The sequence below is a fragment of the Pseudomonas bharatica CSV86 genome (genome assembly GCF_000319305.2).
GTDB classification, from domain to species: Bacteria; Pseudomonadota; Gammaproteobacteria; order Pseudomonadales; family Pseudomonadaceae; genus Aquipseudomonas; species Aquipseudomonas bharatica.
This window is the reverse complement of sequence record NZ_AMWJ02000002.1, coordinates 2,438,305-2,465,196: the sequence shown is the minus strand read 5'-3', so window position 1 is coordinate 2,465,196 and position 26,892 is coordinate 2,438,305. Positions and strand designations below refer to the sequence as shown.

General features: G+C 62.5%; 25 protein-coding genes and 3 pseudogenes. 11 read left to right on the top strand and 17 right to left on the bottom strand.

Annotated features, from left to right (window positions below):
* Positions 1-7 precede the first annotated feature (7 nt).
* Positions 8-1,285 carry an ISL3 family transposase gene (locus CSV86_RS25185; RefSeq protein ID WP_000610830.1) on the top strand — a complete coding sequence of 426 codons (1,278 nt, stop codon included), beginning with the start codon at positions 8-10 and terminating at the stop codon, positions 1,283-1,285.
* Positions 1,286-1,418: 133 nt separating this feature from the next.
* Here CSV86_RS25185 and phoR read toward each other — a convergent pair whose 3' ends face one another.
* The gene (gene phoR, locus CSV86_RS25180; RefSeq protein WP_240160603.1) at positions 1,419-2,693 is read right to left on the bottom strand and encodes a phosphate regulon sensor histidine kinase PhoR; all 1,275 of its coding nucleotides are present in this window, start codon (positions 2,691-2,693) and stop codon (positions 1,419-1,421) included.
* A gap of 115 nt (positions 2,694-2,808) precedes the next feature.
* A complete protein-coding gene (gene phoB / locus CSV86_RS25175) occupies positions 2,809-3,498 on the bottom strand; it encodes a phosphate regulon transcriptional regulator PhoB (protein WP_009394423.1) in 690 nt (229 codons plus the stop codon).
* A 151-nt stretch (positions 3,499-3,649) separates the two neighbouring features.
* Here phoB and CSV86_RS25170 point away from each other — a divergent pair, with 151 nt between their 5' ends.
* Positions 3,650-4,018 carry a COG4315 family predicted lipoprotein gene (locus CSV86_RS25170; protein WP_037058427.1) on the top strand — a complete coding sequence of 123 codons (369 nt, stop codon included), beginning with the start codon at positions 3,650-3,652 and terminating at the stop codon, positions 4,016-4,018.
* A 110-nt stretch (positions 4,019-4,128) separates the two neighbouring features.
* Here the strand turns inward: CSV86_RS25170 and ubiA are convergent, their stop codons facing one another.
* Together ubiA and CSV86_RS25160 are read right to left on the bottom strand one after the other, a co-directional pair.
* Positions 4,129-5,019 carry a 4-hydroxybenzoate octaprenyltransferase gene (gene ubiA / locus CSV86_RS25165; RefSeq protein ID WP_009394421.1) on the bottom strand — a complete coding sequence of 297 codons (891 nt, stop codon included), beginning with the start codon at positions 5,017-5,019 and terminating at the stop codon, positions 4,129-4,131.
* Positions 5,019-5,630 (bottom strand): chorismate--pyruvate lyase family protein, encoded by a 612-nt coding sequence (locus CSV86_RS25160; protein ID WP_051032663.1) that lies wholly within the window; start codon positions 5,628-5,630, stop codon positions 5,019-5,021. Before CSV86_RS25160 ends, ubiA begins: the two co-directional genes overlap by 1 nt.
* Positions 5,631-5,748: 118 nt before the next feature.
* On the opposite strand from CSV86_RS25160, the gene CSV86_RS25155 reads away from it, so the two are divergent.
* The 4 genes from CSV86_RS25155 (at position 5,749) to CSV86_RS25140 (ending at position 8,060) form a co-directional block, all read left to right on the top strand.
* Positions 5,749-5,916: a rubredoxin gene (locus CSV86_RS25155; protein WP_009394419.1), complete on the top strand. Its 168-nt coding sequence runs from the start codon at positions 5,749-5,751 to the stop codon at positions 5,914-5,916.
* Between the two features lie 34 nt (positions 5,917-5,950).
* Positions 5,951-7,099 (top strand): NAD(P)/FAD-dependent oxidoreductase, encoded by a 1,149-nt coding sequence (locus CSV86_RS25150; RefSeq protein WP_009394418.1) that lies wholly within the window; start codon positions 5,951-5,953, stop codon positions 7,097-7,099.
* Between the two features lie 187 nt (positions 7,100-7,286).
* Positions 7,287-7,559 carry an HU family DNA-binding protein gene (locus CSV86_RS25145; RefSeq protein ID WP_009394417.1) on the top strand — a complete coding sequence of 91 codons (273 nt, stop codon included), beginning with the start codon at positions 7,287-7,289 and terminating at the stop codon, positions 7,557-7,559.
* Between the two features lie 129 nt (positions 7,560-7,688).
* Complete coding sequence (locus CSV86_RS25140; protein ID WP_009394416.1) at positions 7,689-8,060, top strand: hypothetical protein; 372 nt, start codon at positions 7,689-7,691, stop codon at positions 8,058-8,060.
* A gap of 105 nt (positions 8,061-8,165) precedes the next feature.
* On the opposite strand, the pseudogene CSV86_RS25135 reads toward CSV86_RS25140, so the two are convergent.
* The 6 genes and pseudogenes from CSV86_RS25135 to exbB all read right to left on the bottom strand — a co-directional run bounded on the left by CSV86_RS25135 (position 8,166) and on the right by exbB (position 14,944).
* Positions 8,166-9,669: pseudogene (locus CSV86_RS25135) on the bottom strand (aminoacyl-tRNA deacylase and HDOD domain-containing protein).
* Positions 9,644-11,721 (bottom strand): annotated as a pseudogene (recG, locus tag CSV86_RS25130) (ATP-dependent DNA helicase RecG). The pseudogenes CSV86_RS25135 and recG overlap by 26 nt, the downstream one beginning before the upstream one ends.
* Before the next feature lie 9 nt (positions 11,722-11,730).
* Positions 11,731-12,651: a hydrogen peroxide-inducible genes activator gene (locus CSV86_RS25125; protein ID WP_009394413.1), complete on the bottom strand. Its 921-nt coding sequence runs from the start codon at positions 12,649-12,651 to the stop codon at positions 11,731-11,733.
* Between the two features lie 134 nt (positions 12,652-12,785).
* Positions 12,786-13,526 (bottom strand): energy transducer TonB, encoded by a 741-nt coding sequence (locus CSV86_RS25120; RefSeq protein ID WP_009394412.1) that lies wholly within the window; start codon positions 13,524-13,526, stop codon positions 12,786-12,788.
* On the bottom strand, positions 13,523-13,951 hold the full coding sequence (gene exbD, locus CSV86_RS25115) for a TonB system transport protein ExbD (RefSeq protein WP_009394411.1): 429 nt from the start codon (positions 13,949-13,951) through the stop codon (positions 13,523-13,525). The genes CSV86_RS25120 and exbD overlap by 4 nt, the downstream gene beginning before the upstream one ends.
* A 3-nt stretch (positions 13,952-13,954) precedes the next feature.
* Positions 13,955-14,944, bottom strand: a complete 990-nt coding sequence (exbB, locus tag CSV86_RS25110) for a tonB-system energizer ExbB (RefSeq protein WP_009394410.1) — start codon at positions 14,942-14,944, stop codon at positions 13,955-13,957.
* On the opposite strand from exbB, the gene CSV86_RS25105 reads away from it, so the two are divergent.
* Complete coding sequence (locus tag CSV86_RS25105; protein WP_158467730.1) at positions 14,934-15,113, top strand: hypothetical protein; 180 nt, start codon at positions 14,934-14,936, stop codon at positions 15,111-15,113. The genes exbB and CSV86_RS25105 overlap by 11 nt on opposite strands.
* 28 nt (positions 15,114-15,141) lie before the next feature.
* Positions 15,142-16,002, top strand: coding sequence for an SDR family oxidoreductase (locus CSV86_RS25100; protein WP_009394409.1), 861 nt, complete (start codon positions 15,142-15,144; stop codon positions 16,000-16,002).
* Positions 16,003-16,117: 115 nt separating this feature from the next.
* Here the strand turns inward: CSV86_RS25100 and CSV86_RS25095 are convergent, their stop codons facing one another.
* The 7 genes from CSV86_RS25095 to CSV86_RS25065 all read right to left on the bottom strand — a co-directional run bounded on the left by CSV86_RS25095 (position 16,118) and on the right by CSV86_RS25065 (position 23,329).
* Entirely contained in the window at positions 16,118-16,855 is a 738-nt protein-coding gene (locus CSV86_RS25095) for a hypothetical protein (RefSeq protein ID WP_009394408.1), read from the bottom strand.
* 54 nt (positions 16,856-16,909) lie between these two features.
* Positions 16,910-17,290, bottom strand: a complete 381-nt coding sequence (ridA, locus tag CSV86_RS25090; protein WP_009394407.1) for a deaminase RidA — start codon at positions 17,288-17,290, stop codon at positions 16,910-16,912.
* Between the two features lie 23 nt (positions 17,291-17,313).
* A complete protein-coding gene (gene spoT / locus CSV86_RS25085) occupies positions 17,314-19,422 on the bottom strand; it encodes a bifunctional GTP diphosphokinase/guanosine-3',5'-bis pyrophosphate 3'-pyrophosphohydrolase (protein WP_009394406.1) in 2,109 nt (702 codons plus the stop codon).
* A gap of 60 nt (positions 19,423-19,482) precedes the next feature.
* Positions 19,483-19,746, bottom strand: a complete 264-nt coding sequence (rpoZ, locus tag CSV86_RS25080) for a DNA-directed RNA polymerase subunit omega (protein WP_009394405.1) — start codon at positions 19,744-19,746, stop codon at positions 19,483-19,485.
* Between the two features lie 168 nt (positions 19,747-19,914).
* Positions 19,915-20,787 (bottom strand): LysR family transcriptional regulator, encoded by an 873-nt coding sequence (locus CSV86_RS25075; protein WP_009394404.1) that lies wholly within the window; start codon positions 20,785-20,787, stop codon positions 19,915-19,917.
* A gap of 247 nt (positions 20,788-21,034) precedes the next feature.
* The gene (locus CSV86_RS25070; RefSeq protein ID WP_000610830.1) at positions 21,035-22,312 is read right to left on the bottom strand and encodes an ISL3 family transposase; all 1,278 of its coding nucleotides are present in this window, start codon (positions 22,310-22,312) and stop codon (positions 21,035-21,037) included.
* Positions 22,313-22,324: 12 nt separating this feature from the next.
* Positions 22,325-23,329, bottom strand: coding sequence for a permease (locus CSV86_RS25065; protein ID WP_040363373.1), 1,005 nt, complete (start codon positions 23,327-23,329; stop codon positions 22,325-22,327).
* A gap of 141 nt (positions 23,330-23,470) precedes the next feature.
* Between CSV86_RS25065 and CSV86_RS25060 the strand changes: the two genes are divergently transcribed.
* From CSV86_RS25060 to CSV86_RS25050, 3 genes and pseudogenes are all read left to right on the top strand, one after another.
* Positions 23,471-23,785: an ArsR/SmtB family transcription factor gene (locus tag CSV86_RS25060; RefSeq protein WP_000349485.1), complete on the top strand. Its 315-nt coding sequence runs from the start codon at positions 23,471-23,473 to the stop codon at positions 23,783-23,785.
* Between the two features lie 199 nt (positions 23,786-23,984).
* Positions 23,985-25,366: pseudogene (locus tag CSV86_RS25055) on the top strand (glutamine synthetase family protein).
* 16 nt (positions 25,367-25,382) lie between these two features.
* Entirely contained in the window at positions 25,383-26,876 is a 1,494-nt protein-coding gene (locus CSV86_RS25050) for an aldehyde dehydrogenase (RefSeq protein WP_009397042.1), read from the top strand.
* Positions 26,877-26,892 lie beyond the last annotated feature (16 nt).

Below are 26,892 nucleotides of genomic sequence, written 5' to 3'. Positions count from 1 at the left end.
GCGGGAGATGATTAATTCGTTAAGCCTTCCTGGGTACCAGTTGGTGGATTCTGATGAGCAGAATGAAGACATACATTTTCGGCTTGAAGCACCTACACCAGTAGCCTGCGAGGGGTGCGGCGTGCAGGGTGAGTTCGTGCGGTTCGGCAAGCGTGACGTTCCCTATCGTGATCTGCCCATCCACGGCAAGCGGGTCACTCTCTGGGTGGTCCGCCGCCGATACACCTGCCGGGCCTGCAAGACAACATTCAGGCCCCAGCTACCGGAGATGGTGGACGGATTCCGTATGACACTGCGGCTGCATGAGTACGTGGAGAAGGAATCCTTCAACCACCCCTACACCTTTGTGGCGGCACAGACCGGCCTGGACGAGAAGACGGTGCGCGACATCTTCAACGCCCGCGCCGAGTTCCTGGGGCGCTGGCACCGCTTCGAGACGCCCCGCATCCTGGGCATTGACGAGCTATACCTGAACAAGCGCTACCGCTGCATTCTGACCAACATTGAGGAGCGAACCCTGCTCGACCTGCTGGCCACCCGCCGCCAGGACGTGGTGACCAACTACCTGATGAAGCTGAAAGACCGGCAGAAGGTCGAGATCGTCAGCATGGACATGTGGAACCCCTACCGGGCAGCGGTCAAGGCTGTGCTGCCCCAGGCCCGTATCGTGGTCGATAAGTTCCATGTGGTGCGCATGGCCAACGATGCCCTAGAGAGAGTGCGCAAGGGCCTCAGAAAGGAGCTGAAACCGTCCCAGAGCCGGACTCTCAAGGGAGACCGGAAAATCCTGCTGAAACGCGCTCACGAAGTCTCAGACCGGGAGCGCCTCATCATGGAGACCTGGACAGGCGCGTTCCCGCAACTGCTGGCCGCCTACGAGCACAAGGAGCGCTTCTACGGCATCTGGGACGCCACCACACGGCTCCAGGCAGAAGCCGCCCTGGACGAGTGGATAGCCACCATCCCGAAGGGCCAAAAGGAAGTCTGGAGCGATCTGGTCAGGGCAGTGGGAAACTGGCGCGAAGAGACCATGACCTACTTCGAGACGGACATGCCCGTCACCAACGCTTACACGGAGTCCATCAACCGACTGGCCAAGGACAAGAACCGTGAAGGGCGCGGTTACTCCTTCGAGGTGATGCGGGCACGAATGCTCTACACCACGAAGCACAAGAAGAAGGCACCGACTGCGAAGGTCTCTCCTTTCTACAAGAAAACCATCGGTTACGGACTGCCGGACTTCGCAGAGGAACTCAACTACGGAGTCGATCTATCAACCATCTGATAATGGTATCAGGTTGGTGGGGTAAAGGTGCCCCATCAACCATTAAATCCGTATACCCAGAAATAGGTGCCAGCTTGCGCTGGCACGATCCGCCAATGTAGCGGCTGGGGGCGCAAATGCAAAGCGCGCTGGATCAGCTGGCCTTGGCCGGGGCCAACTGGGCGACCGGGAAATGGCAGGTGAACGTGCTGCCGTGGCCCGGTACGCTGCTGATCTCCAGGCGACCGCGATGGCGCAGCAGCACATGCTTGACGATCGCCAGGCCCAGCCCGGTGCCGCCAGTGTTGGAGGCGCGGCTGGAGTCGACCCGGTAGAAGCGCTCGGTCAGGCGCGGCAGGTGCTTGGCGTCGATACCGATGCCGGAATCCTGCACGCTGAGGTGCGCACCCTGCTCGTCGGCCCACCAGCGGATCCGGATAGTGCCGCCGTCCTGGGTGTACTTGACCGCGTTGAACACCAGGTTGGAAAAGGCACTGCGCAGTTCCGTCTCGCTGCCCTTCAGGCGCAGGCCTGGTTCGGCTTCCAGGCTGATGCGCTGGTTGCGCTGGCCGGACAGGGCCTGGGCATCGCCCTTGATCGAGTTCAGCAGGCTGTCGACGGCGACGGGGTGGTTATCCGAGGGGTAATCGGTGGCTTCCAGCTTGGCCAGCAGCAGCAGGTCGTTGAGCAGGGTCTGCATGCGCCCACCCTGTTGCTGCATCTGCTGCAGGGCACGCACCCAACGTGGATTCACGTCTTCGACGTTGTCCAGCAAGGTTTCCAGGTAACCGGCGATCACCGTCAGCGGCGTGCGCAGTTCGTGGGATACGTTGGCGACGAAATCCTTGCGCATCTGTTCCAGTTGGTGGATGCGGGTCACGTCACGCACCAGCATCAGGTGCTCGCTGTTGCCATAGCGGGTGATATGGAACTGGATGCGCACCCGGTCACTGATCGGCGACGGGATTTCCAGGGGTTCGAGGTAGTTTTCCTGCTCGAAATATTCCTTGAAGCGCGGATGGCGGACCAGGTTGGTCACCGGCTGACCGCTGTCCTGTGGGGTCTTCAGGCCCAGCAGGGTCTCGGCGGCGCGGTTCCACCATTCCAGGTTGCCTTCGCTGTCGAGCATGATCACCGCGTCCTTCAACGCCGCGGTGGACTCCTGGACACGGTCGATCACCGCCTGCAGGCGCCCGCGCACGCGTTGGTCGCGGCGCTGCAGGTGATAGATGCTGTCGAACACTTCTCCCCACAGGCCGTAGCCATCCGGCGGTGGCTCGTCGGGCTTGTGCGCCTGCAGCCAATGGTGCAGGCGCAGCATCTGCTTGAGGGTCCAGCCCAGGTAGACCGCCAGGCCCAGGGCCAGGGCCCAGCCGTAGTATCCGCTGATCAGTCCGATGATCAGGCACACGCTGATCAGCAGCAGCATGTGGCGAATCAGGGTGCCGTGCCAGTTCTGGTTCAATTGGAATCCTTGCGGATCGGCTCCGTATCAGAGACCGGAGCCGATCTTCCTATGCTCTTGCTTGGGGCCTGGGCGCTGGTCAGCCCTTGGTCGAGAAGCGGTAGCCGGTACCACGGACGGTTTGTACCAGATTTTCGTAGGCATCACCCAACGCCTTGCGCAGGCGCCGGATATGCACATCGACGGTGCGCTCCTCGACGTAGACGTTGCCGCCCCAGACCTGGTCCAGCAACTGGCCGCGGGTATAGGCGCGCTCCTGGTGGGTCATGAAGAATTGCAGCAGGCGATATTCGGTCGGGCCCATCTCGGCCGGCTTGCCGTCGATGGTCACGCGGTGGCTGATGGGGTCGAGCAGCAGGCCACCGACCTCGATCGGCGCCTCGCCGTCTGTCGGGCCTGCGCGGCGTAGCACCGCCTTGAGGCGGGCGACCAGCTCGCGGGGCGAGAACGGCTTGGTGATGTAGTCGTCGGCGCCGACTTCCAGGCCCTGGATCTTGTTATCTTCCTCGCCCTTGGCGGTCAGCATGATGATCGGTACGTCGCTGGTCAGCTCGTCGCGCTTCAGGCGCCGGGCCAGTTCGATGCCGGAGGTGCCTGGCAGCATCCAGTCGAGCAGGATCAGGTCCGGCTTGCGGTCGACGATGATGGCGTGGGCCTGCTGGGAGTTTTCCGCCTCCAGGCAGTCATAGCCGGCCATTTCCAAGGCAACGGCGATCATTTCGCGAATGGGCGCTTCGTCGTCGACGATCAGAATGTTCCTGCCAACCATGCTCAAACCTCTTCCCAGCTTCAGGTGTCTTGGCCCGCATTAGATAACGGAATTATTGCAGCTGTGTGACAAGTCCGGGGACGTTGCAGCAACATTCGGTTACTGGGCTAGGCTTTAGATCCCGCACTTCAAGAACGACACGGTGAATCCAATGACACGACATACGCTGAACTGGATGGCTCTCTGTGCAGCCCTGGCGCTGCCGGGAGTGGCACTGGCCGCGCCGGCCATGGAGAAGAACGGCATGCTGGTGGACCACGCCGGAATGACGCTTTATACCTTCGACAAGGACAGTGGTGGCAAGTCGATGTGTGCCGGCGAATGCGCCAAGAACTGGCCACCGCTGATGGTCCAGGCTGGCGAGAAGGCCGAGGGCAAGTGGACGCAGATCAAGCGCGACGACGGCAGCATGCAATGGGCCTACGACGGCAAGCCGCTGTATACCTTCGTCAAGGACAAGAAAGCCGGCGACACGACTGGCGATGGCATGAAGGATGTCTGGCACGCGGCCAAGCCGTAAGCCTTGAGGGCCTCATCGCTGGCAAGCCAGCTCCCACAGGGACGGCATGCACCACCGGACCTGTGGGAGCTGGCTTGCCAGCGATAGGGCCATCAGCAACAACAGAAGAGTCAGCGGATGGCGTAATCGACCACGATGCTGACAAAGATGATGAACCCCGCCCAATGGTTATGCAGGAACGCCTTGAAGCAGGCCTCCCGCGCCAGTCCCCGGGTCGACCAATATTCCCAGGCGAAGCACAGCGCTGCACCCAGCAGCCCGAGGTGGAACCATCCGCCCAGCCCGAACTGGTTGCCTGCCAGCAGCAGGCACAGCAATGACGCACCTTGCAGCGACAGGATGATGGTGCGATCGGCCTCGCCGAACAGGATCGCGGTGGACTTCACCCCGATCTTCAGGTCGTCGTCCCTATCGACCATGGCGTAGTAGGTGTCGTATCCCACCGTCCACAACAGGTTGGCGATGTACAGCAGCCAGGCGATCGCTGGCAGCTCGCCGTTGGCCGCCGTGAACGCCATGGGAATGCCCCACGAATACGCCGCACCCAGGACCACCTGCGGGTAGTAGGTGTAGCGCTTCATGAACGGGTAACAGGCTGCCAGGGCGACTGCGCCGAATGACAGCAGCACGGTCTTCTGGTTGGTGCACAGCACCAGCAGGAAGCTGATGCCGACCAGCAGGGCGAACAGTGCCAGGGCTTCGCGGGCGCTGATGCGCCCGGCGGCCAGCGGACGCTCGGCCGTGCGCTTTACATGACCATCCACCTTGCGGTCGGCGAAGTCGTTGATCGCACACCCGGCGGCACGCATCAGCACCACGCCGAAGAAGAAGATCAGGACATTGGCGACGGAGGGCGAGCCGCTGCCGGCGATCCACACCGCCGACAGGGTCGGCCACAGCAGCAGGTAGATGCCGATCGGCTTGTCCATGCGGCTGAGCTGGATGAAGTCCCAGGCCCGGGGGTGCAGGCGGTTGAGCGATTTGAGCAGGCTCAGGTACATCAGCGGGTCTCCTTGAACGCTTCGGCGGCGTGCCACAGGCCGGGCAGGAACACTTCCGCCACCAGCACGCCGAGGGCGCCACGATCGAAACGCGAGCGGCGGCCCCAGAGATTGTCTGCAGCCTGCCCGGCAGGCAGCCAGGCGCGCGGATAATGACAGACCTCGATGGCCTGGCGGACGAAGCCCTGGTCGCAGAACAGCAGCTCGCCCAGCGAGCGGCTGCCGAGCGCTTCCAGGTCCAGTCCGTCATCACGCAAGGCCTGGCGTGCGGCAACGCTGCGGGCGAATACCCAGGGTTCACCGTGCCCGCGCAGATACACCTCGCGCACCCAGCCCTCGCTGCCGGGTGCCAGGCCCAGGGCCTGGCATTCGTCATCGCGCAGGGCCTGCCAGCCTTCGAAAAGTGGTGTTACGGAAAAATGGTCACGGGAAAGGCGGGTCAAGCGGCGGGTCAGGGAGCCCTGGTCGAACAGCCAATCGAGGGTGGCGGCCGGCGTCGTCGTGGCGAGCCGCTCGGCATATGGCGCCCAGCGCCCGACGGAAACTTGCGGGTATTCGTTTGGCACGGTAGGTAGAGGGTTACAGGCCAGAGAAGCGGCGAAGCTTAACATGTTTGCTTGTACCGGCTTGCATCCCCTGGCCGGGCTCAGTACAAAGCCCGCTGACGGCCCGATCGCCATTTCCACAAAAGCATGATCGGGCCTGGCCTGAACCCGAGGAGAAGCAGTGATGAAAAAGTGGCAATGCGTAGTGTGCGGCCTGATCTACGACGAAGCCGAGGGCTGGCCGGATGACGGTATCGCGCCCGGCACGCGCTGGGAAGACGTACCGGAAGACTGGCTGTGCCCGGACTGCGGCGTCGGCAAGACCGACTTCGAAATGATCGCCATCGGCTGATCCCTATTCCACCCCCGACAAGGATTTTCAAGGCATGACCGATCCCGTAGTGATAATCGGCACCGGACTGGCGGGCTATAACCTCGCTCGCGAATTTCGCAAGCTCGACGGCGAAACGCCGTTGCTGCTGATCACTGCGGACGATGGCCGCTCCTATTCCAAGCCGATGCTGTCTACCGGTTTTGCCAAGCACAAGGACGCCGACGGCCTGAGCATGGCCGAGCCCGGGGCCATGGCCGAGCAACTCAAGGCCGAGATCCGCACCCACACTCGCATCAGCGGCATCGATCCGGGGCACAAGCGTGTGTGGATCGGTGAAGAGCAGGTGCGCTACCGCGACCTGGTGCTGGCCTGGGGTGCGGAAACCGTGCGGGTGCCGGTGGAGGGCGACGGCGTTGATGCCGTGTTCCCGATCAATGACCTGGAGGACTATGCGCGCTTCCGTGTCGCCGCGGCAGGCAAGCGCCGGGTGCTGATTCTCGGTGCCGGATTGATTGGCTGCGAGTTCGCCAACGACATGAGCCTGGGCGGTTTCGAGGTGGACGTCGTGGCACCGTGCGAGCAGGTTATGCCGACCTTGCTGCACCCGGCGGCTGCCTCGGCGGTCCAGGCCGGCCTGGAAGGGCTGGGAGTGCGTTTCCACCTGGGGCCGGTGCTGACCCGCTTGCAGCGTGCAGGCGAGGCGCTGGAGGCGCACCTTTCGGACGGTTCGGTGATTGCCTGCGATCTGGTGGTATCGGCGGTCGGCTTGCGACCACGTACCGACATCGCAGCAGCGGCCGGCTTGCGCATCAACCGCGGAGTGGTGGTTGATCGGCAGCTGCGCACTTCCCACGCCAATATCTTCGCCCTGGGTGACTGTGCCGAGGTCGAGGGGCTCAATCTGCTCTACGTGATGCCGCTGATGAGCTGCGCGCGCGCGCTGGCACAGACCCTCGCCGGGCATCCCGCCACGGTTGCCTATGGACCGATGCCGATCACGGTGAAGACGCCGGTTTGTCCCCTGGTGGTATCGCCGCCGCCGTCCGGCAATGAGGGCACATGGACGGTGGAAGGTCAGGGCAGCGACCTGAAAGTGCTCTGCCACGATGCCCATGGCCAGTTGCTTGGCTACGCCCTTACCGGCGCGGCGGTCATGGAGAAATTGGCCCTGAATCGCCAGCTTCCGGCCCTGCTGGCGTAAATACCGGTCGTTCTGTCGGTTTTACCATTCCATTGCCCGCTCAATGGCCGCCTCGAGACTGGCGCGGTCCTTGGCGGCGTGCCATCCTCACTTCCGTCTGCCGCAGGCTAGAGCCTGCGGTGCCTTGGGCGCTGCCTTCGAGGGCAGCACGGCATAACAACAAAAATTCCGTCAAAGAGGCTTCACCATGCGCAAAAACGAAATCGTCGCAGCCATCTCCGAAAAGGCCGACCTCACCAAGGCCAAGGCCAGCGTGGTATTGGACGCGGTCCTCGAGCAGATCACACAGGCGTTGAGCAAGAAGGACACCGTCACCCTGGTCGGCTTCGGCACCTTCGAACAGCGCCACCGTGGCGCCCGCACCGGCAAGAACCCGCAAACCGGCGAGCCGGTGAAAATCAAGGCCAGCAATACCGTGGCGTTCAAGCCAGGCAAGGCCCTGAAGGAAAGCGTCAACTGATGGCGTGAGTCGTCGAACGCAGTCAAACGGGCATCCTGGGGATGCCCGTTTTGTTTGTGGGATCAGTAGCTTTCGTTCATTAAAAGGATAAACTGCGCCCGGCAGTCATTTTTTCACCGAGGCGCATTCATGAAGTTCCGCTTTCTTCTTTGGGCCATGGGGCTGTTGATGGCCCGGGCCAGTCGCAACAACCCGGCGTTCCAGCAGCAACTGAAGGACAAAGAGCTGGTGTTCCAGTTGCAGACGCTGGATGGCAAGGTTGCTCGTCATTTCATCGTGAAGGACAGCCGTATCCGCAGCAGTGGCGGAACTCACCCGGAGCCGGCCTTCGCCATTGCGTTCAAGGACGCGGCCTTCGGTTTCGAAAGCCTGCAGGCGAAGAACAAGCAACTGGCGTTCATGCAGGGGATTCAGGACAAGAGCATCCAGATCAAGGGGAATCCGGCGCTGGTGATCTGGTTCCAGGGACTGATGAAGTATCTGAAACCGAAGAAAAAGTAGGACCTCTGGTGTGGGGGTGTGGCTGATGGCCCTATCGCTGGCAAGCCAGCTCCCACAGGTTCAGTGGTGGCATGCCAGCGATAGGGCCATCAGCCGCACAGCCAATCAGTGCTGGCTGAACTGCGAGGCCAGCTCGCGCAACATCACTTCCGCTTCCAGCACTTTGTTCACCACATCCTCGGCCTTCTCGCGGCTGATGTTCAGGCGATCGAGTAGTTCATCCGGAATCGCCTCATCCGGCCCGAGCCGATTCCCCGCGCGCGCAACAGACGCACCGACAGGCACACCAGGTTGGCGAATGGCGAATGGTCACCGGCATAGTGCGGGTCGTTCTGGAAGCGCAGGGCGGTGGCCAGCTCGTCCGGCATGTCCCAGAAGCGCATCAGCCAGGCGCCGATCTGCTCGCGGCTGATGCCTAGCAGGTGTTGTTCGACATAGCTGTGGCAGACGTGCGGGTTGACCTCCAGGTGCCGGCAGATCAGCGAGAAGTGCGGCGGGAAGACGTGTGCCAGCAGCAGGTAGCCGAAATTGTGCAGCAGGCCTGCCAGGTAGGTCAGGCCGGCCTCGGGGCGCTCGGCCCGGGGCATGGCGCGGGTCAGGCCTTCGATCACCGCAGCGGTGTAGATCGATTGCTGCCAGTACGGCGTGGTGTGTTGCGGGTGGTCCTTCGGCAGGCTGAGGGTCTTGCCCAGGGCCAGGCCGAGGGCCAGGTTGATCACCAGGTCGAAGCCAAGCACGCGGACGATCGCGTCTTCCACTGAACGGATCTTGCCCGGCGACGCGTAGTAAGGCGATGCCGCCCAACTGACGACCTGTGCCGCCAGGGCCGGGTCGGTCTCCACCACGCCGGTGATGTCGTCGATGGTCGCATTGGGGTCGACCCGCAGCTTGATGATTTTCTGCGCGGTTTCGGCCAGTGGCGGGATCTCGATGGTCGACTCCAGGCGCTGCTGGATACGCCGCGCGGTGAAGGCCTGGACCGCCTGGGTGATCTCGTCGCGGTCGTCCAGGGGCGGTCGAGATTCGGATGGATCTTGCTCAGCAACTCGCCGAACTGGCCGGCGCTGGCCTTGTTGAGCATCTTGCGGAAGTCGTCGCGCTCGATCTCCAGCAGCAGCCCGGGTTCACCCGACTGCACCAGCAGGGCGTCCGGCTTGAGCAGGCTTTCCTCGTACAGGCAGGGCGAACTGGTCAGCGCCGGGATAGCCGGAAGGATCTTCAGCCCGTGCTTGTCCAGCATGCCCTGCAGGCGCTCCAGCGGCACGGCGGCGAGCTTGCGGCCGGTCAGTTCGGTGAGACGGCTCAGGTCGAGCAACTGGCTCTGCGGGAACAACACCATCAGCGCGCCGACCGTGTCGTCGAGAAGAACGGCCTGAACGCGGGTTTCGGGCGGCAGCTGCGGGTGATCGGCCACTTCGCGGTAGGCGACACCCAGCTTGTCGAGCAGCAGCCGGATAACAGACGGAACCTGTGGGGTTGCGGTTTCGAGGGCAACTTCAATCATGGTCTGTATCCAAATTCTTCACAGTGGCGAGATTATAACCAGCTTGGTCGGTCGGCTGGATCCAATTCCGTCGAGCGCATCACACCTGGCCGTATTGTTGGCCATGACGCAGCCAGCGTTCCAGCAGCGGGCTGACGTGATCGGGCCAGCGTGCCAGCAGCGCCTGGGCTGCGTCGCGTACGGCGGGCAGCAGGTCGGCATCGCGCATCAGGTCGGCGACCTTGAATTGCAGCAGGCCGGTCTGGCGGGTGCCAAGCATTTCTCCGGGGCCGCGCAGTTCCAGGTCCTTCTCGGCAATGACGAAACCATCATTGGTTTCGCGCATGATCCCCAGGCGTTCCCGGCCGATCTGCGACAGCGGTGGATGATAGAGCAGCACGCAATGGCTCGCTGCGCTGCCGCGTCCGACCCGGCCGCGTAGCTGGTGCAGTTGGGCCAGGCCCAGGCGCTCGGGGTTTTCAATGATCATCAGGCTGGCGTTGGGAACGTCCACGCCAACCTCGATCACCGTCGTCGCCACCAGCAATTGCAGGTGGCCTTCCTTGAACTCGGCCATTACCGCAGCTTTTTCCGCTGCTTTCATCCGCCCGTGGATCAATCCTACGCGCAGCTCGCCCAGGGCACTCGACAGCTCTTCGAAGGTGGTTTCGGCGGCCTGGCAGGTCAACTCCTCGGATTCCTCGATCAGGGTGCACACCCAATAGGCCTGCCGTCCTTCGGCGCAGGCGGCGCGAACCCGCTCGACCACTTCGAAGCGCCTGCTATCGGCGACCAGCACGGTGTTCACCGGCGTCCGGCCCGGAGGCAGTTCATCGAGGATCGACGTATCGAGGTCGGCGTAGGCGCTCATGGCCAGGGTCCGTGGGATCGGGGTCGCGGTCATGATCAACTGGTGCGGGCAGAAGCGCCCGCCCACGCCCTTCTGCCGCAGGGCCAGGCGCTGTTGCACGCCGAAGCGGTGCTGCTCGTCGATGATCGCCAGGGCCAGGTTATGGAACTTCACTTCTTCCTGGAACAAGGCATGGGTGCCGACCACCATCGGCGTGCCTGTAGCGATCTGTTCGAGTGCCGCGGTGCGGGCCTTGCCCTTGAGCTTGCCGGCCAGCCAGGCGACCTCGATGCCCAGCGGCTCGAGCCAGCGCTTGAAGGTGATGAAATGCTGCTCGGCGAGGATCTCGGTGGGCGCCATCAGGGCAACCTGGTAACCCGCTTCCAGCGCCTGCAGGGCGGCAAGGGCGGCGACCACGGTCTTGCCCGCGCCAACGTCACCCTGGACCAGACGCAGCATCGGCTCCTGCTGGCTCAGGTCGTAGGCGATCTCGTTGCCGACCCGTTGCTGCGCACCGGTCGGCGGGAAGCCCAGGTTGGCGAGGAATTGTTGCGGCAGCCGGCTGGCCCGTGGCAAGACCGGCGCGCGCAGCGAACGCATGCTTTCACGAAGGCGTTGTTGCGACAGCTGGTGGGTCAGCAGCTCTTCGAAGGCCAGGCGATGCTGGGCCCAATGCTGGCCTTCGGCGAGCTCATCGACATCGGCATCCGCCGGCGGCTGATGCAGGTAGCGGATGGCTTCGTCCAGCGGGCCGAGGTGATAGTCCGGGCCAGCTCTTCCGGCAGCCAGTCCGGCAGGCTGCGCGGGCCGAGCATTGCCAGGGTCTGCTGGCTCAACTGGCGCAGGCGCTGCTGGGTCAGGCCTTCGGTGGTCGGGTAGATCGGCGTCAGGGTCTGGTCCACCGGAGGCGGCGGCTCGTTGCCGTTGAGGGTGCGGTATTCCGGGTGGTAGATCTCCAGGCCGGAGGCTCCGGGACGCGCCTCGCCGTAGCAGCGCACGTGGGTGCCGCGCTTGAGTGCGTCCTTCTGCGCCATGCTGAAGTGATAGAAGCGCAGGCTGAGCACGCCGCTGCCATCACCCAGCCGCACCACCAGGCTGCGGCGCTTGCCCATGACTACGTCGGCACCGCTGACGACACCTTCGATCACTGCATCCTGGCCCGGACGCAAGGCGCCGATCGGCACCACGCGGGTACGGTCCTGGTAGCGCAGGGGCAGGTGGAACAGGACGTCCTGGAGGGTTTCCAGGCCGACCTTGGCCAGTTTCTCGGCCAGGGCTTCACCGACACCTTTCAGTGCCGTGACCGACACATGGGACAACTCGGTCATGGCGCCGGCCTACCCGTTCGCTGGCGGCTTGGCCACGGAGCAGAGGCGAATCGAGTCGGCGAGGATCTCGATCGCCTTGGGCCGCGGGAAGCTGGCGCGCCAGGCGATGGCCACGGTACGGAACGGTGCGGGTGGGCTCAACGGGCGCACTTCGATCACGCCCGGGGCGTAATGGTGGCTGTGCACGGCGGAAAGCGGCAGGATCGACACGCCCAGGCCAGAGGCGACCATATGACGGATGGTCTCCAGCGAGCTGGATTCCACCGTGGTGTGCTTGGCGCCTTCGCTGCCCTTGCCCAGAGTCGGGCAGGCTTCCAGGACTTGGTCGCGGAAGCAGTGGCCTTCGCCGAGCAGCAGCAGGCTCTTGTCGTTGAGCAGGCTGGCGTCGATGGTTTCCTGGCGGGTCCAGGGGTGGCCGCTGGGCATCAGTACGTAGAACGGCTCGTCATAGAGCGGCAGGGTCAGCACGTCCGCTTCGTTGAACGGCAGGGCGATGATCACTGCATCCAGTTCGCCGTTGCGCAGTTTGTCGCGCAATACGTGGGTGAAGTTTTCCTCGATGTACAACGGCATCTGCGGGGCGACCCGGTGCAGTTGTGGTATCAGGTGCGGGAACAGGTAGGGCCCGACCGTATAGATCGCCCCGACCTTGAGTGGCGCAGTCAGCTGGTTCTTGCCGGCCTGGGCCAGCTCGCGGATGCCCTGGGCCTGCTCGAGGACCTTCTGCGCCTGGGCCACGATGCTTTCGCCGACCGGGGTCAGGCGCACCGCGCTCTTGCTGCGCTCGAAGATCAGCACGCCGAGTTCGTCCTCCAGCTTTTTCACGCCCACCGACAGCGTCGGCTGGCTGACGTGGCAGCGCTCGGCGGCGTGGCCGAAGTGCTGTTCCTGGGCAAGAGTGACGATGTAGCGCAATTCTGTAAGGGTCATAACGTGCGTCCATGAAGTAGCGGCCCCAGCATAGCGGCTGCAACCGATAGACGCACGTTATCAGACTTGCTTGCGTGCGACAGAAATGATGATTGGCGAGAAGTGATGGGGCCGCAAAGCGGCCCCAATCCGATCTAGCGTCGACCCTTTTCGAGGGAGAAGACAAACGGTGCCTTCAGGTCGATGACGCCGTTGGTCAGGATGTCCTTCGGCGGCGGGGGTAGCGGCTGGGCCCTGCGGATCATCTCCAGGGTCGCACGGTCCAGCGAGGCGCTGCCGGACTTGCCCACCAGTTCGTAGGACACCACGCGGCCCTCGGAATCGACCACGAAGCGCAGCTGGGTAATGCCCGTCTGGCCCCGGCGGCGTGCATCTTCCGGATAGCGCTTGTACTTCGCCAGATGGTTCAGCAGGTCGCTCTGCCAGGTCGCCTTGGCCTCGCTGTTGCTCGCCACGCTAGGTGCCGCGGCTGCCGGCTTGGTAGCGGGGGCGGGGCTAGGCGGTGCGTTGGCGACTTCCTGCTCCACCGGCTTCTGCTTCGGCTCTTCCTTCTGCTCGGGCTTGGGCGGTTGTGGCTTGGCCTTCGGCTTGGCGGGCTTGGGAATAGCGATCTTCGGTTTCGGCGCCTCGACCAGCTTCGGCAGCGGCGGCTCTTCCACCGGTGCCGGCGGCTGTGGCGGCGTCACGACCTTGGGCGGCGGTGGCGGTGCCGGCTCCGGCATCGGTGGCATTGCGATCATCATGGCCGCAGGCGGCAATTCGATAGCCTCGGGCTTTGACCAGTTCAGGGTCAGCGCGATGGCGACGGCATGCACCGCCAGCACGATCAACAGGCTACCGCCGTAACGCCCCAGCTTGTACCGGGTCTCGATCATTTCTTCGCTGCCGTCTCAAGCCCGACCAGGCCGACCTTGAGGTAGCCGGCGGCGCGCAGAATATTCATGACGTCCATCAGATCGCCGTAGTCCACGCCCTTGTCGGCCTGGAAGAAGATCGTGGTTTCCTTGTCGCCCTTGGTCTTGGCATCCAGCAGCGAACCCAGCTGGTCATGCTGCTGGACCAGCTCGTCGCCCAGGTACAGCTTCTGGTCGGCCTTGACGCTGAGGAACACCGGCTTTTCCGGCCTCGGCGCAGGTTTCGCGGTCGAGGCAGGCAGGTCGACCTTGATGTCGACCGTCGCCAGCGGCGCTGCGACCATGAAGATGATCAGCAGCACCAGCATGACGTCGATGAACGGCGTTACGTTGATTTCGTGGTTTTCGGCGAGATCGTCGCCGCCTTCATTAAGATGCAGGCCCATGGCTTACCCCACTTTCACCATGTGCGGCTGAGCGGAACGCTCGCCTGGCTGGTGGTCCAGATCACGGCTGACCAGCAGCAGGACCTGCGCCGAAGCATCGGACACCTGGGCCTTGTAGCCAGCGATGGAGCGGGCGAAGACGTTGTAGATGACCACGGCAGGGATGGCCGCGACCAGGCCCAGGGCGGTGGCCAGCAGCGCTTCGGCGATACCCGGGGCAACCACGGCGAGGTTGGTGGTCTGGGTCTTGGCGATGCCGATGAAGCTGTTCATGATGCCCCACACGGTACCGAACAGGCCGACGAAGGGTGCAGTGGAGCCGATGGTGGCGAGCACGCCGGTACCGCTGGACATATTGCGGCCGCTGGCGGCAACCAGGCGCTCGAGGCGGAAGCTGACGCGTTCCTTGATGCCTTCCTTCTCACGGGCATTGGCCGAAAGATGCATTTCTTCCAAGGCGTCGTGGATCAGCACATGGGCCAGGGTGCCGGGCTTGTCGGCCTTGTCGGCGGCGTCCTTGAGCGATACCGATTTCTTCAGCGCGGCGATTTCACCCCGCAGGCGGCGCTTGGCACCCAGCAGCTCGAAGCCCTTGGCGATCCAGATGGTCCAGGTGATGATCGAGGCGATGGCCAGGCCGATCATGACCGCTTTGACCACCACGTCGGCGTTCTGGTACATGCCCCATGGCGACAGGTCGTGGCCCATGCCCAGGGTGTTGTCTTCGGCCAGGGGCTCGCCGTCCGCATTCAGGGGCTCGGCCGTGCCTTCCACTGGCGCAGCGGCCGGAGTGGCTGCTGGTTGTTCGGCATCAGGCGCGGCCGCTTGCGTAGCCGGGGTTGCAGGGGCAGCGGCGGCGGCAGGTGCTGGCGCAGCGGCCGTTGGCTCTTCAGCCATCGCAGCGGGTGCCAGCATCAGGCTGAACATCAGCGCTGCGATGGCGCGCAGGGCGCGCGATGTGGTTGGCGAAGCGGAAGGTTGGATGCGTGTCATGCTGGCCGGACCTGATGAAGAAGAATGGGTGGATGCTCTTCAGGGCCTCGAAACAGGCCGAGAACAGAAAAATGGGCGGCCATTATTGCAAGTAATTCTTGTTAGCAAAAGTAATAAAGTAGCTTTTTTTAACTTCATCGCTAGCCGCCTATCGATTTTGCCGGGATAGTCCAGCCTTTGATTACGGGAGTTTCAGCATGTCAGCACCTTCAGTCCTGATCGTTGGTTGTGGCGATGTTGGTGGTCGCCTGGCCAGGCAACTGCTGGCGGGCGGCTGGTCGGTGAGTGGTCTGCGGCGTACTGCCAGCGCAGTGCCTGCAGGCGTCACGGCTATCGCTGCGGATCTCGAAAGGCGCGAAATCCCCGCCGATTGGCCGACGATAGGCCCCGACTACTTGGTCTTTTGCGTGGCTGCCAGCCAGCATGACGAGCCTGGCTACCGCTCGGCCTACGTCGAGGGGCTGCGTAACGTGCTGGGCTGGCTGGCAGAACGGGGCCAGAGGCCGCGTCGCCTGCTGTTCGTCTCCAGCAGCAGCGTGTTCGCCCAGAAGAATGGAGAATGGATCGACGAGACCGCGGAAACCGCGCCGCAGGAATATTCCGGCCGGGTGATGCTGGAGGCGGAGCGTCTTGCCCTGGAGAGCGGAATCCCGGCCAGCGTCGTGCGCTTGACCGGAATCTACGGCCCGGGGCGCGAATGGTTGCTGAGCCAGGTTCGCCAAGGTTATCGGGTGACCGAGGAACCACCGCTTTACGGCAACCGAATCCATGCCGAGGATGCCGCCGGCCTGCTGGCTTTCCTGCTGCGTGCCGATCACGACGGGCGGGCGCTGGACGACTGCTATATCGGTGTGGACGACGCGCCCGCTCCGCTGGCCGAAGTGGTGGGCTGGCTGCGTGAGTACATGGGGGTTACCGAATGGTCGGAGCAGCAGCGGGTGAGGCGTACCGGGAGCAAGCGTTGCAGTAACGCCCGGGCCCGGGCGCTGGGCTGGGCGCCGACTTATCCGAGTTACCGCGAAGGCTACGCCGCGATCCTTGAGGGTCAAAAGCCCTGATTAGCGACGCGGACCCTGTGGGAGCTGGCTTGCCAGCGATAGCAGTAGTGAATTCACCGTCGCCATCGCTGGCAAGCCAGCTCCCACAGGGTCCGCATTGCACTTGAACCGGGTGTTATTTGCGCTCCAGCAACCAGCGCCGGGCACCCGGGCGCAGTTCCGGCATTTCGTCCGGTCGCGCTTCGTTGACGGCCTGGAAAATCTCCAGCTGCTTGCCATCACGCTTGAAGATCCACGGGTTGCCTTGCTGGTTGCGCTCCAGCCACATGCTGTCGTACTTGCCGGTCATGGTTGCGCAGTCGCCGGCCAGGCACAGGGCATAGCGGTCGAGATTGGGCAGGCCGTCCAGGCTGCCGTTGTCGCGGAAGCGTACGGTACCGCCCTGGCCCGGACCCTCCAGGACGCGCCAGTCGCCCTTCATGTAGGCGCCATACAGCGCCTTCTCGAAAATCGCACCCGGCGGAACATCGGCGTCGATCACATTGGTCGTGCGCTGGAAGCGCTGCTCCGGCGCCCAGTCGCTGGTGGCCTGGACCAGTTCCTTGCCGTCCAGCTCGAGGTTCTCCACCTGGTCCCCGTCCAGCTGCACCTGCCAGTGATTTTCGTCTACCGCGCTCAGCCGGCCCTCGACCAGTTCGAAGCCATTGCTATAGCTGGCCTGGCCCGCAGCGATATTGACCTTCCACTCGAAGTTCGGACCGTTGCGCTCCAGCGCATAACGCAGGCCGGTGCCCTTGGCGGCAGCGTCGATCGCGGCCTGGTTGATCCAGATGCCGTTGTAGTCTTCGGGTTTGTGGCTGGCGCAGCCGCCCAGCAGTGCGGCGACCAGGGAAAGGGCAAGCGCGTGGCGCATGGCGGGGTCCTTCAGGAAAAGGTGCGGCGGGCCGAATCGCCCGCCGCAGGCGTGTTACTCGAGTACCAGGATAGCGTCCATCTCGACCTGCGAACCGCGTGGCAAGGCAGCGACGCCGATGGCCGCACGGGCAGGGTACGGCTGCTCGAAGTAGCGGCCCATCACTTCGTTGACCTTGGCGAAATGGCTCAGGTCGGTCAGGAAGATGTTCAGCTTGACGATGTCCTTGAAGGAGCCGCCAGCAGCCTCGGCCACGGCCTTGAGGTTCTCGAACACCTGGACGGTCTGGGCTTCGAAGCCTTCGACCAGTTCCATGGTTTTCGGATCGAGGGGAATCTGGCCCGACATGTAGACGGTGTTGCCAGCCTTGATCGCCTGGGAGTAGGTACCGATGGCGGCGGGTGCCTTGTCGCTGTTGATGACGGTCTTGGTCATGGGGACTCCTTGCAAGGGAAGGGCTACGCGCGCATGCGGGTGATGCGGATGACGCCCGTCAGCGCGCGCAGTTTCTTGATCACGCGAGCCAGATGCACGCGGTCGTGCACGCTGACCACCAACTGGACGACGCTGATGCGGCCATCGCGCTCATCCATGCTGATTTTCTCGATGTTGCCGTCGGCGGCGTTGACGCTGCTGGCAAGCAGCGCGATCAGGCCGCGCTGGTGTTCCAGCTCGACGCGCAGTTCGACGTTGAACTCGCCAGTAACGTCCTTGGCCCAGGACAGCTGGATGCACTTTTCCGGGTTGTGGCGGATTTCGCTGATGTTCCGGCAGCTCTCCAGATGCACCACCATGCCCTTGCCCGCCGACAGGTGCCCGACGATCGGATCGCCCGGGATCGGCGTGCAGCACTTGGCGTAGCTGAGCACCAGGCCTTCGGTACCGCGGATCGCCAGCGGCCCTTCCGGGTTGGGCAACTGCTCGCCCTCGGTGGACAGCAAGCGGCGGGCGACCACGTAGGCCATGCGGTTGCCCAGGCCGATGTCTTCCAGCAGGTCTTCGATCACTTCCAGGCGGTACTCGGCGAGCATGGCCTGGATGCGTTCCGGCGGAATCTTGTCGAGGGCGCTGTCGAAACCGTTGAGCACCTTGTTCAGCAGGCGTTCGCCAAGGTTGATCGACTCGGAGCGGCGCTGCAGCTTGAGGGCGTGACGAATATGCGTGCGGGCCTTGCCGGTGACCACGAAGTTGAGCCAGGCCGGATTTGGTCGGGCGCCCGGGGCGCTGACGATTTCCACGGTGGAGCCGCTTTGCAGCGGTTCCGACAGCGGCGCCAGGCGGCGGTTGATGCGGCAGGCGATGCAGCTGTTGCCAACGTCGGTGTGTACCGCGTAGGCGAAATCGACTGCGGTGGAGCCTTTGGGCAGCTCCATGATGCGGCCTTTGGGCGTGAACACGTAGACCTCGTCGGGGAACAGGTCGATCTTCACGCTTTCGATGAATTCCAGGGAGTTGCCCGCACGTTGCTGCAGCTCCAGCACACCCTTGACCCACTGTCGGGCACGGGCATGGGTGCCCTTGGGCTTTTCCTCGTCGCTGGACTTGTACAGCCAGTGTGCAGCGATGCCGTTGTTGGCCATCTCTTCCATCTCGCGGGTGCGGATCTGGATCTCGATGGGCACGCCGTGCATGCCGAACAGGGTGGTGTGCAGCGACTGGTAGCCGTTGGCCTTGGGGATTGCGATGTAATCCTTGAAGCGCCCGGGCAGCGGCTTGTACAGGTTGTGCACGGCGCCGAGCACGCGGTAGCAGGTGTCGACCTTGTCGACGATGATGCGGAACGCATAGACATCCATGATCTCGTTGAAGGCCCGGCGTTTGCCGCGCATCTTCTTGTAGATGCCATAGATGTGTTTCTGGCGGCCGCTGACCTCGCCTTCGATGCCATCGACGGCCAGGCAATGGCTCAGCGATTCCTCGATCTTGTTGACGATTTCCTTGCGGTTGCCGCGGGCGCGCTTGACCGCCTGGTAGATACGCGCCGAGCGCATCGGGTACATCGCCTTGAAACCCAGGTCCTCGAATTCGATACGCACGCTGTGCATGCCGAGGCGATTGGCGATGGGGGCGTAGATTTCCAGGGTTTCCTTGGCGATGCGCCGGCGTTTTTCGCCGGACAGCACTTCCAGGGTGCGCATGTTGTGCAAGCGGTCGGCCAGCTTGACCAGGATCACGCGGATATCCCGGGCCATGGCCATGGCCATCTTCTGAAAGTTTTCCGCCTGGGCCTCGGCCTTGGTCTCGAAGTTCATCTGGGTCAGCTTGCTGACGCCATCGACCAGCTCGGCGACGGTCTCGCCGAACTGCGAACTGAGGGCTTCCTTGGCGATGCCGGTGTCTTCGATCACATCGTGCAGCATGGCTGCCATCAGGCTCTGATGGTCCATGTGCATGTCGGCGAGGATGCTGGCGACGGCCAGGGGATGCGTGACGTACGCCTCGCCGCTGCGGCGGCGCTGGCCGTCGTGGGCCTGTTCGGCGTAGAAATAGGCCCGGCGTACCAGGTTGACCTGCTCGGGACCCAGATAGGTCGATAGGCGATCGGCGAGGGCATCTATGCTCGGCAAGATTCGACCTCCTGCCGAGGATAAGGGACCCGCGCCGTACAACGTCGACCAGGCATGGACTTAGACGGCCTCGTTGGCCTCGTCCTCGAACGTCGGGAAGACCGGGTCTTCGGTGACGATCTCTTCTGCGGCGATGAACTCGGGGGTGACGATACCTTCGGCGATTTCACGCAGCGCTACGACGGTAGGCTTGTCGTTTTCCCAGGCCACTTTCGGCTCTTTGCCGCCGGTTGCCAGTTGACGGGCACGCTTGGTGGACAGCATGACCAGCTCAAAGCGGTTATCAACGTGTTCCAGGCAGTCTTCAACGGTTACGCGGGCCATGGTGTTCCTCGAATAGCGAATGCGGTGTTCTGCCCGGGAGTGGGCGAGTGGACTCGGCAGTTTAAAAAATAACCAGCCGTTAGGGAAGCGCTGTTTTCGGCCCCGAGCCCTGAATAAGCTGACGATACCTAGATGTAAGCGTCTATTTCAATAGTCTTCGTCTATGGCTCAGATCAAGGCATTGCGCAGACGCGGCGTCAGCTCGTCGAACAGCGTCTGGACCGAGCGCAGGGCACGGCAATCCGGGCGGGTCAGCAGCCAAAGCTGGATGTCGCAGCCGGGCAGGGCTTCGCTCAATTGCTCCACGCCCGGCAGGGTATGCGCCATGTAGTCGGGCAGCGCGGCAACACCGAGGCCGGCGCCGACCATCTGGGCAATGGAGGCAATTCCGCTGCAGCGGTAGCGCGGCAGTACGCCGGGGAGCTTTTCGCTGCGCCAGACCAGGGTTGGGTGGTCCTGCATGGAGTCGTCCGGGGCGATCCACGGCACGCTCGCCGGATTTTCCGTCAGGCGCTGGCGAAACTCCTCACGGCCACAGATAACGTAGGACGCCGAACCCAGGCAGCGTCCTACAAGATGCTCGGGCGGCGCATTGGTCAGGCGCAGCGCCAGGTCGGCATCCCGTCGGCTGAGGTTGGCGAAGGTGTTGGACGTCGCCAGTTCAAGGTTCAGTGCCGGGTAGGCCGGCATGAACTCGGCCAGCGCCGGCAGCAGCAGGCTGTGCAGCACGGCATCGGTGCAGGTCAGGCGCACCGTGCCACTGACCACCTGCTCGCCGTGGGCCAGGGCGACGCGCGCCGCGTCCAGGGCCTGTTCGGCGCGCTCGGCCTGTTCCGCCAAAGCCTGGGCGGTACCCGTAGGGATGTAGCCCTTGCGGCTCTTCACGAACAAGGCCGTGCCCAGCGCCGCCTCCATCCGCCGGATCGAGCGGAACACCGTGGAAACGTCGACCTTGAGCAGTTCCGCCGCTTTGGCCAGGGAGCGACCACGCACCAGGGCGAGAACCAGGGAGAGGTCGGCGTGGCTGATCTGATATTGCATCGGTGCACTCTTCGCTTGCCAAAACGCCAATGTCTGTTTGCGTGACGGCCATTCTATAGTGCGAACGTGGCCGTCGAGCAAGGTTTGTCGCGCCATTCGTTCCTCCGATGGACTACCCGAGAACAAGACCAGCCATCGCCTCCGAATACCCGCGTTACCTCCTTACATCGCCGCCCCTATAAAAATTCCGGGTATACGGATTTAATGGTTGATGGGGCACCTTTACCCCACCAACCTGATACCATTATCAGATGGTTGATAGATCGACTCCGTAGTTGAGTTCCTCTGCGAAGTCCGGCAGTCCGTAACCGATGGTTTTCTTGTAGAAAGGAGAGACCTTCGCAGTCGGTGCCTTCTTCTTGTGCTTCGTGGTGTAGAGCATTCGTGCCCGCATCACCTCGAAGGAGTAACCGCGCCCTTCACGGTTCTTGTCCTTGGCCAGTCGGTTGATGGACTCCGTGTAAGCGTTGGTGACGGGCATGTCCGTCTCGAAGTAGGTCATGGTCTCTTCGCGCCAGTTTCCCACTGCCCTGACCAGATCGCTCCAGACTTCCTTTTGGCCCTTCGGGATGGTGGCTATCCACTCGTCCAGGGCGGCTTCTGCCTGGAGCCGTGTGGTGGCGTCCCAGATGCCGTAGAAGCGCTCCTTGTGCTCGTAGGCGGCCAGCAGTTGCGGGAACGCGCCTGTCCAGGTCTCCATGATGAGGCGCTCCCGGTCTGAGACTTCGTGAGCGCGTTTCAGCAGGATTTTCCGGTCTCCCTTGAGAGTCCGGCTCTGGGACGGTTTCAGCTCCTTTCTGAGGCCCTTGCGCACTCTCTCTAGGGCATCGTTGGCCATGCGCACCACATGGAACTTATCGACCACGATACGGGCCTGGGGCAGCACAGCCTTGACCGCTGCCCGGTAGGGGTTCCACATGTCCATGCTGACGATCTCGACCTTCTGCCGGTCTTTCAGCTTCATCAGGTAGTTGGTCACCACGTCCTGGCGGCGGGTGGCCAGCAGGTCGAGCAGGGTTCGCTCCTCAATGTTGGTCAGAATGCAGCGGTAGCGCTTGTTCAGGTATAGCTCGTCAATGCCCAGGATGCGGGGCGTCTCGAAGCGGTGCCAGCGCCCCAGGAACTCGGCGCGGGCGTTGAAGATGTCGCGCACCGTCTTCTCGTCCAGGCCGGTCTGTGCCGCCACAAAGGTGTAGGGGTGGTTGAAGGATTCCTTCTCCACGTACTCATGCAGCCGCAGTGTCATACGGAATCCGTCCACCATCTCCGGTAGCTGGGGCCTGAATGTTGTCTTGCAGGCCCGGCAGGTGTATCGGCGGCGGACCACCCAGAGAGTGACCCGCTTGCCGTGGATGGGCAGATCACGATAGGGAACGTCACGCTTGCCGAACCGCACGAACTCACCCTGCACGCCGCACCCCTCGCAGGCTACTGGTGTAGGTGCTTCAAGCCGAAAATGTATGTCTTCATTCTGCTCATCAGAATCCACCAACTGGTACCCAGGAAGGCTTAACGAATTAATCATCTCCCGCCTTGATCAGAAAAACAGGTAGGTGGCGTAACCGGCAATCATCGCCATAGCAAAAATGACTGCTAAAAACGCCGCTAAAAGCTTCAGCGTGAACAAAGAGCGCAACAGAATGAGCTCAGTCAGGCTGGCTCCGGCACTGCCGATGATCAACGCTAGCACCGTCCCGGCACCCACGCCTTTGGCCATCAGAGCCGCTGCCAGAGGTATGACGGCTTCAGCGCGAATATACAACGGCACGCCGATGACAGCGGCAACTGGAATGGCAAAGGGATTATCTGGGCCTGCATACTGCTCCAATAAGTCAGTGGGCATGAAACCATAGATCACGCTGCCAATCGCAATACCGATGAGCAGGTAAGGCAACACATCGATAAAGTCCGACCAAGCTTCCCGCCACACACCACTGTACTTCCCTTCTTTCTTAACCGTGACAGTGGGTTGACTGTCACAGCATTCGCTAGACGTAGAGACTGTTGTCTTCCTATCAGCCCCGCAAGAAGCCGTCTTCGGAGTGGTGTCGCAGCTGTTGGTGCCGCAACTCGATGCGGTCGATGTAGCACTGCACGGGCTTGCTGATGAACTACATCCACTGCTCTCTTGTGTCGCCGTCCGGCGCACATAACGCTCGAAGCCAAGCGTGTGAAGCAGCCATCCGGCACCTACCGCGACCACCAAAGCGGCGAGCACATAGATAGCAGTAAGTGTCCATCCAAACGTGGCAACCAGCAGGCCGACGACGATAGGATTCAGCAACGGAGATGAGAAAAGAAACACCATCATCGGCCCAAAACCGGCCCGTGCCCGAATCAACCCTTTCAACATGGGGATAGTCGAGCAACTACAGAAGGGCGTTATAGCTCCTAAACCAGCAGCAAGAAAATAGCCTCGCTTCCCACTGGAAGTCAGTAACGCTTCCACCTTGGATGGTGGGATGTGACGTTGAAGAACTCCGACCAGCAAGCTAATGCCAATGAATAAAACCGATAGCTCGATAGCGAGAAAGGCGAACATGCCTAGAGCGTCTTGGAGTTGAGATGACATTCAATATTACTCCTATATTTCTAGTATTGTCGAAATGATGTACGCAGCCTACTTGCGTTTATCCGACCTGTCAACTATAATTCTAGAAACATCGAATTATTGGGGCGTGCTATGGATCACGAAAAGGTTGCAGCCAGCTTAGCTGAGCTAGGGAATAGTCACCGACTGTCCGTGTTCCGCTTTCTGGTCAAAGCTGGCCATGATGGGGCTTCGGTCGGAGATATCCAGAAGGGGCTGGGTATTCCTGCTTCGACGCTATCACATCACCTTGCGCGCATGGCCAAGGTAGGGCTGATCCGGCAGGAGAAACATAGCCGCACGATTGTCTGTATACCCGAGTATGGGCACCTAGAGAATTTGATCGGTTTCTTACAAGAGGAATGTTGTGCAGGTGTCCGGATTGCGCATGAACCAGAACCGCTTTGACGCTTGCCCAGCTCTCGCTGTCCTCCCTAGTCAGCATCGCTATGAAGACTCAGGCGAAGGTGGAAACAGAAAATTGGCAGTAGAGTAGGCTGAAGAGGATCAATCAGATAATCCGCTGAGAAAGATTTTCTTCTTTACATCTTTGGCATTTTATCAACCAGAAATTCCGGATACCCAAAATTCCAAAGGATGCCTAGCCATGACGTCGGTCTCCCCGTGCGCCATCCCCGTTGATGAAATGGGCGAATTCCTCAAGGCCCACCCCGAGGTGCAATTCGTCGATCTGCTGATCGCCGACATGAACGGGGTAGTGCGCGGCAAGCGCATCGAGCGCGCGAGCCTGGTAAAGGTGTATGAAAAGGGCATCAACCTGCCCGCATCGCTGTTCGCCCTGGACATCAACGGCTCCACCGTGGAAAGCACCGGCCTGGGCCTGGATATCGGCGACTCCGACCGCATCTGTTACCCGATTCCCGGCACCCTGAGCTTCGAGCCGTGGCAAAAACGGCCGACCGCGCAGCTGCTGATGACCATGCACGAGCTCGATGGCACGCCGTTCTTTGCCGATCCGCGGGAAGTGCTGCGTGGCGTGGTCGAGAAATTCGACGCACTGGGCTGACCATCTGCGCCGCGTTCGAGCTGGAGTTCTATCTGATCGACCAGGACAACCTCAATGGTCGTCCGCAACCGCCGCGTTCGCCGATATCCGGCAAGCGTCCGCAGTCGACCCAGGTATACCTCATCGACGATCTCGACGAGTACGTCGATTGCCTGCAGGACATGCTCGAGGCCGCCAAGGAACAGGGCATCCCCGCCGACGCCATCGTCAAGGAAAGCGCCCCGGCGCAGTTCGAAGTGACCCTGCACCACGTCGCCGATCCGATGAAAGCCTGCGACTACGCGTTGCTGCTCAAGCGGGTGATCAAGAACATCGCCTACGACCATGAAATGGACTCCACCTTCATGGCCAAACCCTATCCGGGCCAGGCCGGTAACGGCCTGCACGTGCACATCTCGTTGCTGGACAAGGCCACCGGCAGGAACATCTTCGCCAGCGAGGATCCCGAACAGAGCGAAGCCCTGCGCCACGCCATCGGCGGCGTGCTGGAAACCATGCCGGCGTCCATGGCCTTCCTCTGCCCGAACATCAACTCCTATCGCCGTTTCGGCGCCCAATTCTACGTGCCCAACGCACCGAGCTGGGGCCTGGACAACCGTACCGTCGCGGTCCGCGTGCCGACCGGCAGCAGCGATTCAGTGCGTATCGAGCACCGGGTGGCCGGCGCCGACGCCAACCCTTACCTGATGATGTCGGCGATCCTCGCCGGCATTCACCACGGCCTGACCAACAAGATCGAGCCGGGTGCGCCGATCGAAGGCAATTCCTACGAGCAACTGGAACAGAGCCTGCCGAACAACCTGCGCGATGCCCTGCGCGAGCTGGACGACAGCGAGGTGCTGAACCAGTACATCAGCCCCGACTACATCGATATTTTCGTCGCCTGCAAGGAAAGCGAAATGGCGGAGTTCGAGGTGTCGATTTCCGACCTCGAATACAACTGGTACCTGCACACGGTCTGATGCCCGGAGAACAACAATGACAATCCCGTCTCGCGAACAGTGGGAATCCCTCTACCAGAGCCTGCGCATCGAAGGCCGTGCCTTCGTCGATGGTGTCTACCGCGACAGCGTTGGCGGTGACGTGTTCGAGTGCGTCAGCCCGGTGGATGGCCGCGTCCTCGCTTCCGTCGCCAGCTGCGATATCGCCGACGCGGAGCTGGCGGTAGCCGCCGCCCGCCGCACCTTCGACAGTGGCGTCTGGGCCAATCAGGCTCCGGCCGGGCGCAAGCGCGTGCTGACCGCATTCGCCGACCTGCTGCTGGCCAATGCCAGGGAGCTGGCGCTGCTGGAAACCCTGGACATGGGCAAGCCGATCGCCGACGCCTTGAGTATCGACATTCCGGCGGCAGCGAACTCGATTCGTTGGTCTGCCGAGGCCATCGACAAGGTCTATGACGAAGTGGCGCCGACCCCGCACGACCAGCTTGGCCTGGTTACCCGCGAGCCGATCGGCGTGGTGGCAGCCATCGTGCCGTGGAACTTCCCGCTGATGATGGCCTGCTGGAAGCTCGGTCCGGCCTTGGCTACCGGTAACTCGGTCATCCTCAAGCCATCGGAAAAATCGCCACTGACGGCCATCCGTGTCGCCCAACTGGCGCTGGAAGCCGGTATTCCGGCGGGGGTGTTCAACGTGTTGCCGGGCTACGGCCACACTGTGGGCAAGGCCCTCGCCCTGCATATGGACGTGGATACCCTGGTATTCACCGGTTCGACCCGTATCGCCAAGCAACTGATGGTGTACGCCGGCGAATCCAACATGAAACGCGTGTGGCTGGAAGCCGGTGGCAAGAGCCCGAACATCGTTTTCGCCGATGCGCCGGACCTGAATGCCGCTGCCGAAGCCGCGGCTGCCGCCATTGCCTTCAATCAGGGCGAAGTATGCATCGCCGGTTCGCGCCTGCTGGTGGAGCGTTCGATCAAGGAGCGCTTCCTGCCGATGGTGGTGGACGCGCTCAAGGCCTGGAAGCCGGGCCATGCGCTGGATCCGCAGACCCGCGTCGGCGCCCTGGTGGACGGCACCCAGCTGGATACCGTGCTCGGCTACGTCGAGGCCGGCAAGGCCGATGGCGCGACCCTGGTCACCGGTGGCCAGCGTGTGCTGGAAGACACCTGCGGCGTGTATGTGCAGCCGGCGATCTTCGATGGCGTGACCAACGCCATGCGTATCGCCCGGGAAGAGATCTTCGGTCCGGTGCTGTCGGTGATCACTTTCGATACTCCCGAGGAAGCGATTGCCATTGCCAACGACTCACCGTTCGGCCTGGCGGCGGCCGTGTGGACGGCGGATATATCCCGGGCCCACCGTTGCGCCCGCGCCCTGCGTGCCGGCAGCGTGTGGATCAACCAGTACGACGGCGGCGACATGACCGCGCCGTTCGGCGGGTTCAAGCAGTCGGGCAATGGCCGCGACAAATCGCTGCATGCGTTCGACAAGTACACCGAACTGAAGGCGACCTGGATCAAGCTGTAGGACATCTTTGAGACGC

Bases quoted from the DNA above. Each gene is read 5' to 3' on its own strand.
- CSV86_RS25185 (WP_000610830.1), top strand. From the start codon at position 8: ATGATTAATTCGTTAAGCCTTCCTGGGTACCAGTTGGTGGATTCTGAT.
- phoR (WP_240160603.1), bottom strand. From the start codon at position 2,693: ATGCTGCTGCTGATCAGCGTGTGCCTGATCATCGGACTGATCAGCGGA.
- phoB (WP_009394423.1), bottom strand. From the start codon at position 3,498: ATGGTTGGCAGGAACATTCTGATCGTCGACGACGAAGCGCCCATTCGC.
- CSV86_RS25170 (WP_037058427.1), top strand. From the start codon at position 3,650: ATGACACGACATACGCTGAACTGGATGGCTCTCTGTGCAGCCCTGGCG.
- ubiA (WP_009394421.1), bottom strand. From the start codon at position 5,019: ATGTACCTGAGCCTGCTCAAATCGCTCAACCGCCTGCACCCCCGGGCC.
- CSV86_RS25160 (WP_051032663.1), bottom strand. From the start codon at position 5,630: ATGTTAAGCTTCGCCGCTTCTCTGGCCTGTAACCCTCTACCTACCGTG.
- CSV86_RS25155 (WP_009394419.1), top strand. From the start codon at position 5,749: ATGAAAAAGTGGCAATGCGTAGTGTGCGGCCTGATCTACGACGAAGCC.
- CSV86_RS25150 (WP_009394418.1), top strand. From the start codon at position 5,951: ATGACCGATCCCGTAGTGATAATCGGCACCGGACTGGCGGGCTATAAC.
- CSV86_RS25145 (WP_009394417.1), top strand. From the start codon at position 7,287: ATGCGCAAAAACGAAATCGTCGCAGCCATCTCCGAAAAGGCCGACCTC.
- CSV86_RS25140 (WP_009394416.1), top strand. From the start codon at position 7,689: ATGAAGTTCCGCTTTCTTCTTTGGGCCATGGGGCTGTTGATGGCCCGG.
- CSV86_RS25125 (WP_009394413.1), bottom strand. From the start codon at position 12,651: ATGACCCTTACAGAATTGCGCTACATCGTCACTCTTGCCCAGGAACAG.
- CSV86_RS25120 (WP_009394412.1), bottom strand. From the start codon at position 13,526: ATGATCGAGACCCGGTACAAGCTGGGGCGTTACGGCGGTAGCCTGTTG.
- exbD (WP_009394411.1), bottom strand. From the start codon at position 13,951: ATGGGCCTGCATCTTAATGAAGGCGGCGACGATCTCGCCGAAAACCAC.
- CSV86_RS25105 (WP_158467730.1), top strand. From the start codon at position 14,934: ATGCGTGTCATGCTGGCCGGACCTGATGAAGAAGAATGGGTGGATGCT.
- exbB (WP_009394410.1), bottom strand. From the start codon at position 14,944: ATGACACGCATCCAACCTTCCGCTTCGCCAACCACATCGCGCGCCCTG.
- CSV86_RS25100 (WP_009394409.1), top strand. From the start codon at position 15,142: ATGTCAGCACCTTCAGTCCTGATCGTTGGTTGTGGCGATGTTGGTGGT.
- CSV86_RS25095 (WP_009394408.1), bottom strand. From the start codon at position 16,855: ATGCGCCACGCGCTTGCCCTTTCCCTGGTCGCCGCACTGCTGGGCGGC.
- ridA (WP_009394407.1), bottom strand. From the start codon at position 17,290: ATGACCAAGACCGTCATCAACAGCGACAAGGCACCCGCCGCCATCGGT.
- rpoZ (WP_009394405.1), bottom strand. From the start codon at position 19,746: ATGGCCCGCGTAACCGTTGAAGACTGCCTGGAACACGTTGATAACCGC.
- CSV86_RS25075 (WP_009394404.1), bottom strand. From the start codon at position 20,787: ATGCAATATCAGATCAGCCACGCCGACCTCTCCCTGGTTCTCGCCCTG.
- CSV86_RS25070 (WP_000610830.1), bottom strand. From the start codon at position 22,312: ATGATTAATTCGTTAAGCCTTCCTGGGTACCAGTTGGTGGATTCTGAT.
- CSV86_RS25065 (WP_040363373.1), bottom strand. From the start codon at position 23,329: ATGTTCGCCTTTCTCGCTATCGAGCTATCGGTTTTATTCATTGGCATT.
- CSV86_RS25060 (WP_000349485.1), top strand. From the start codon at position 23,471: ATGGATCACGAAAAGGTTGCAGCCAGCTTAGCTGAGCTAGGGAATAGT.
- CSV86_RS25050 (WP_009397042.1), top strand. From the start codon at position 25,383: ATGACAATCCCGTCTCGCGAACAGTGGGAATCCCTCTACCAGAGCCTG.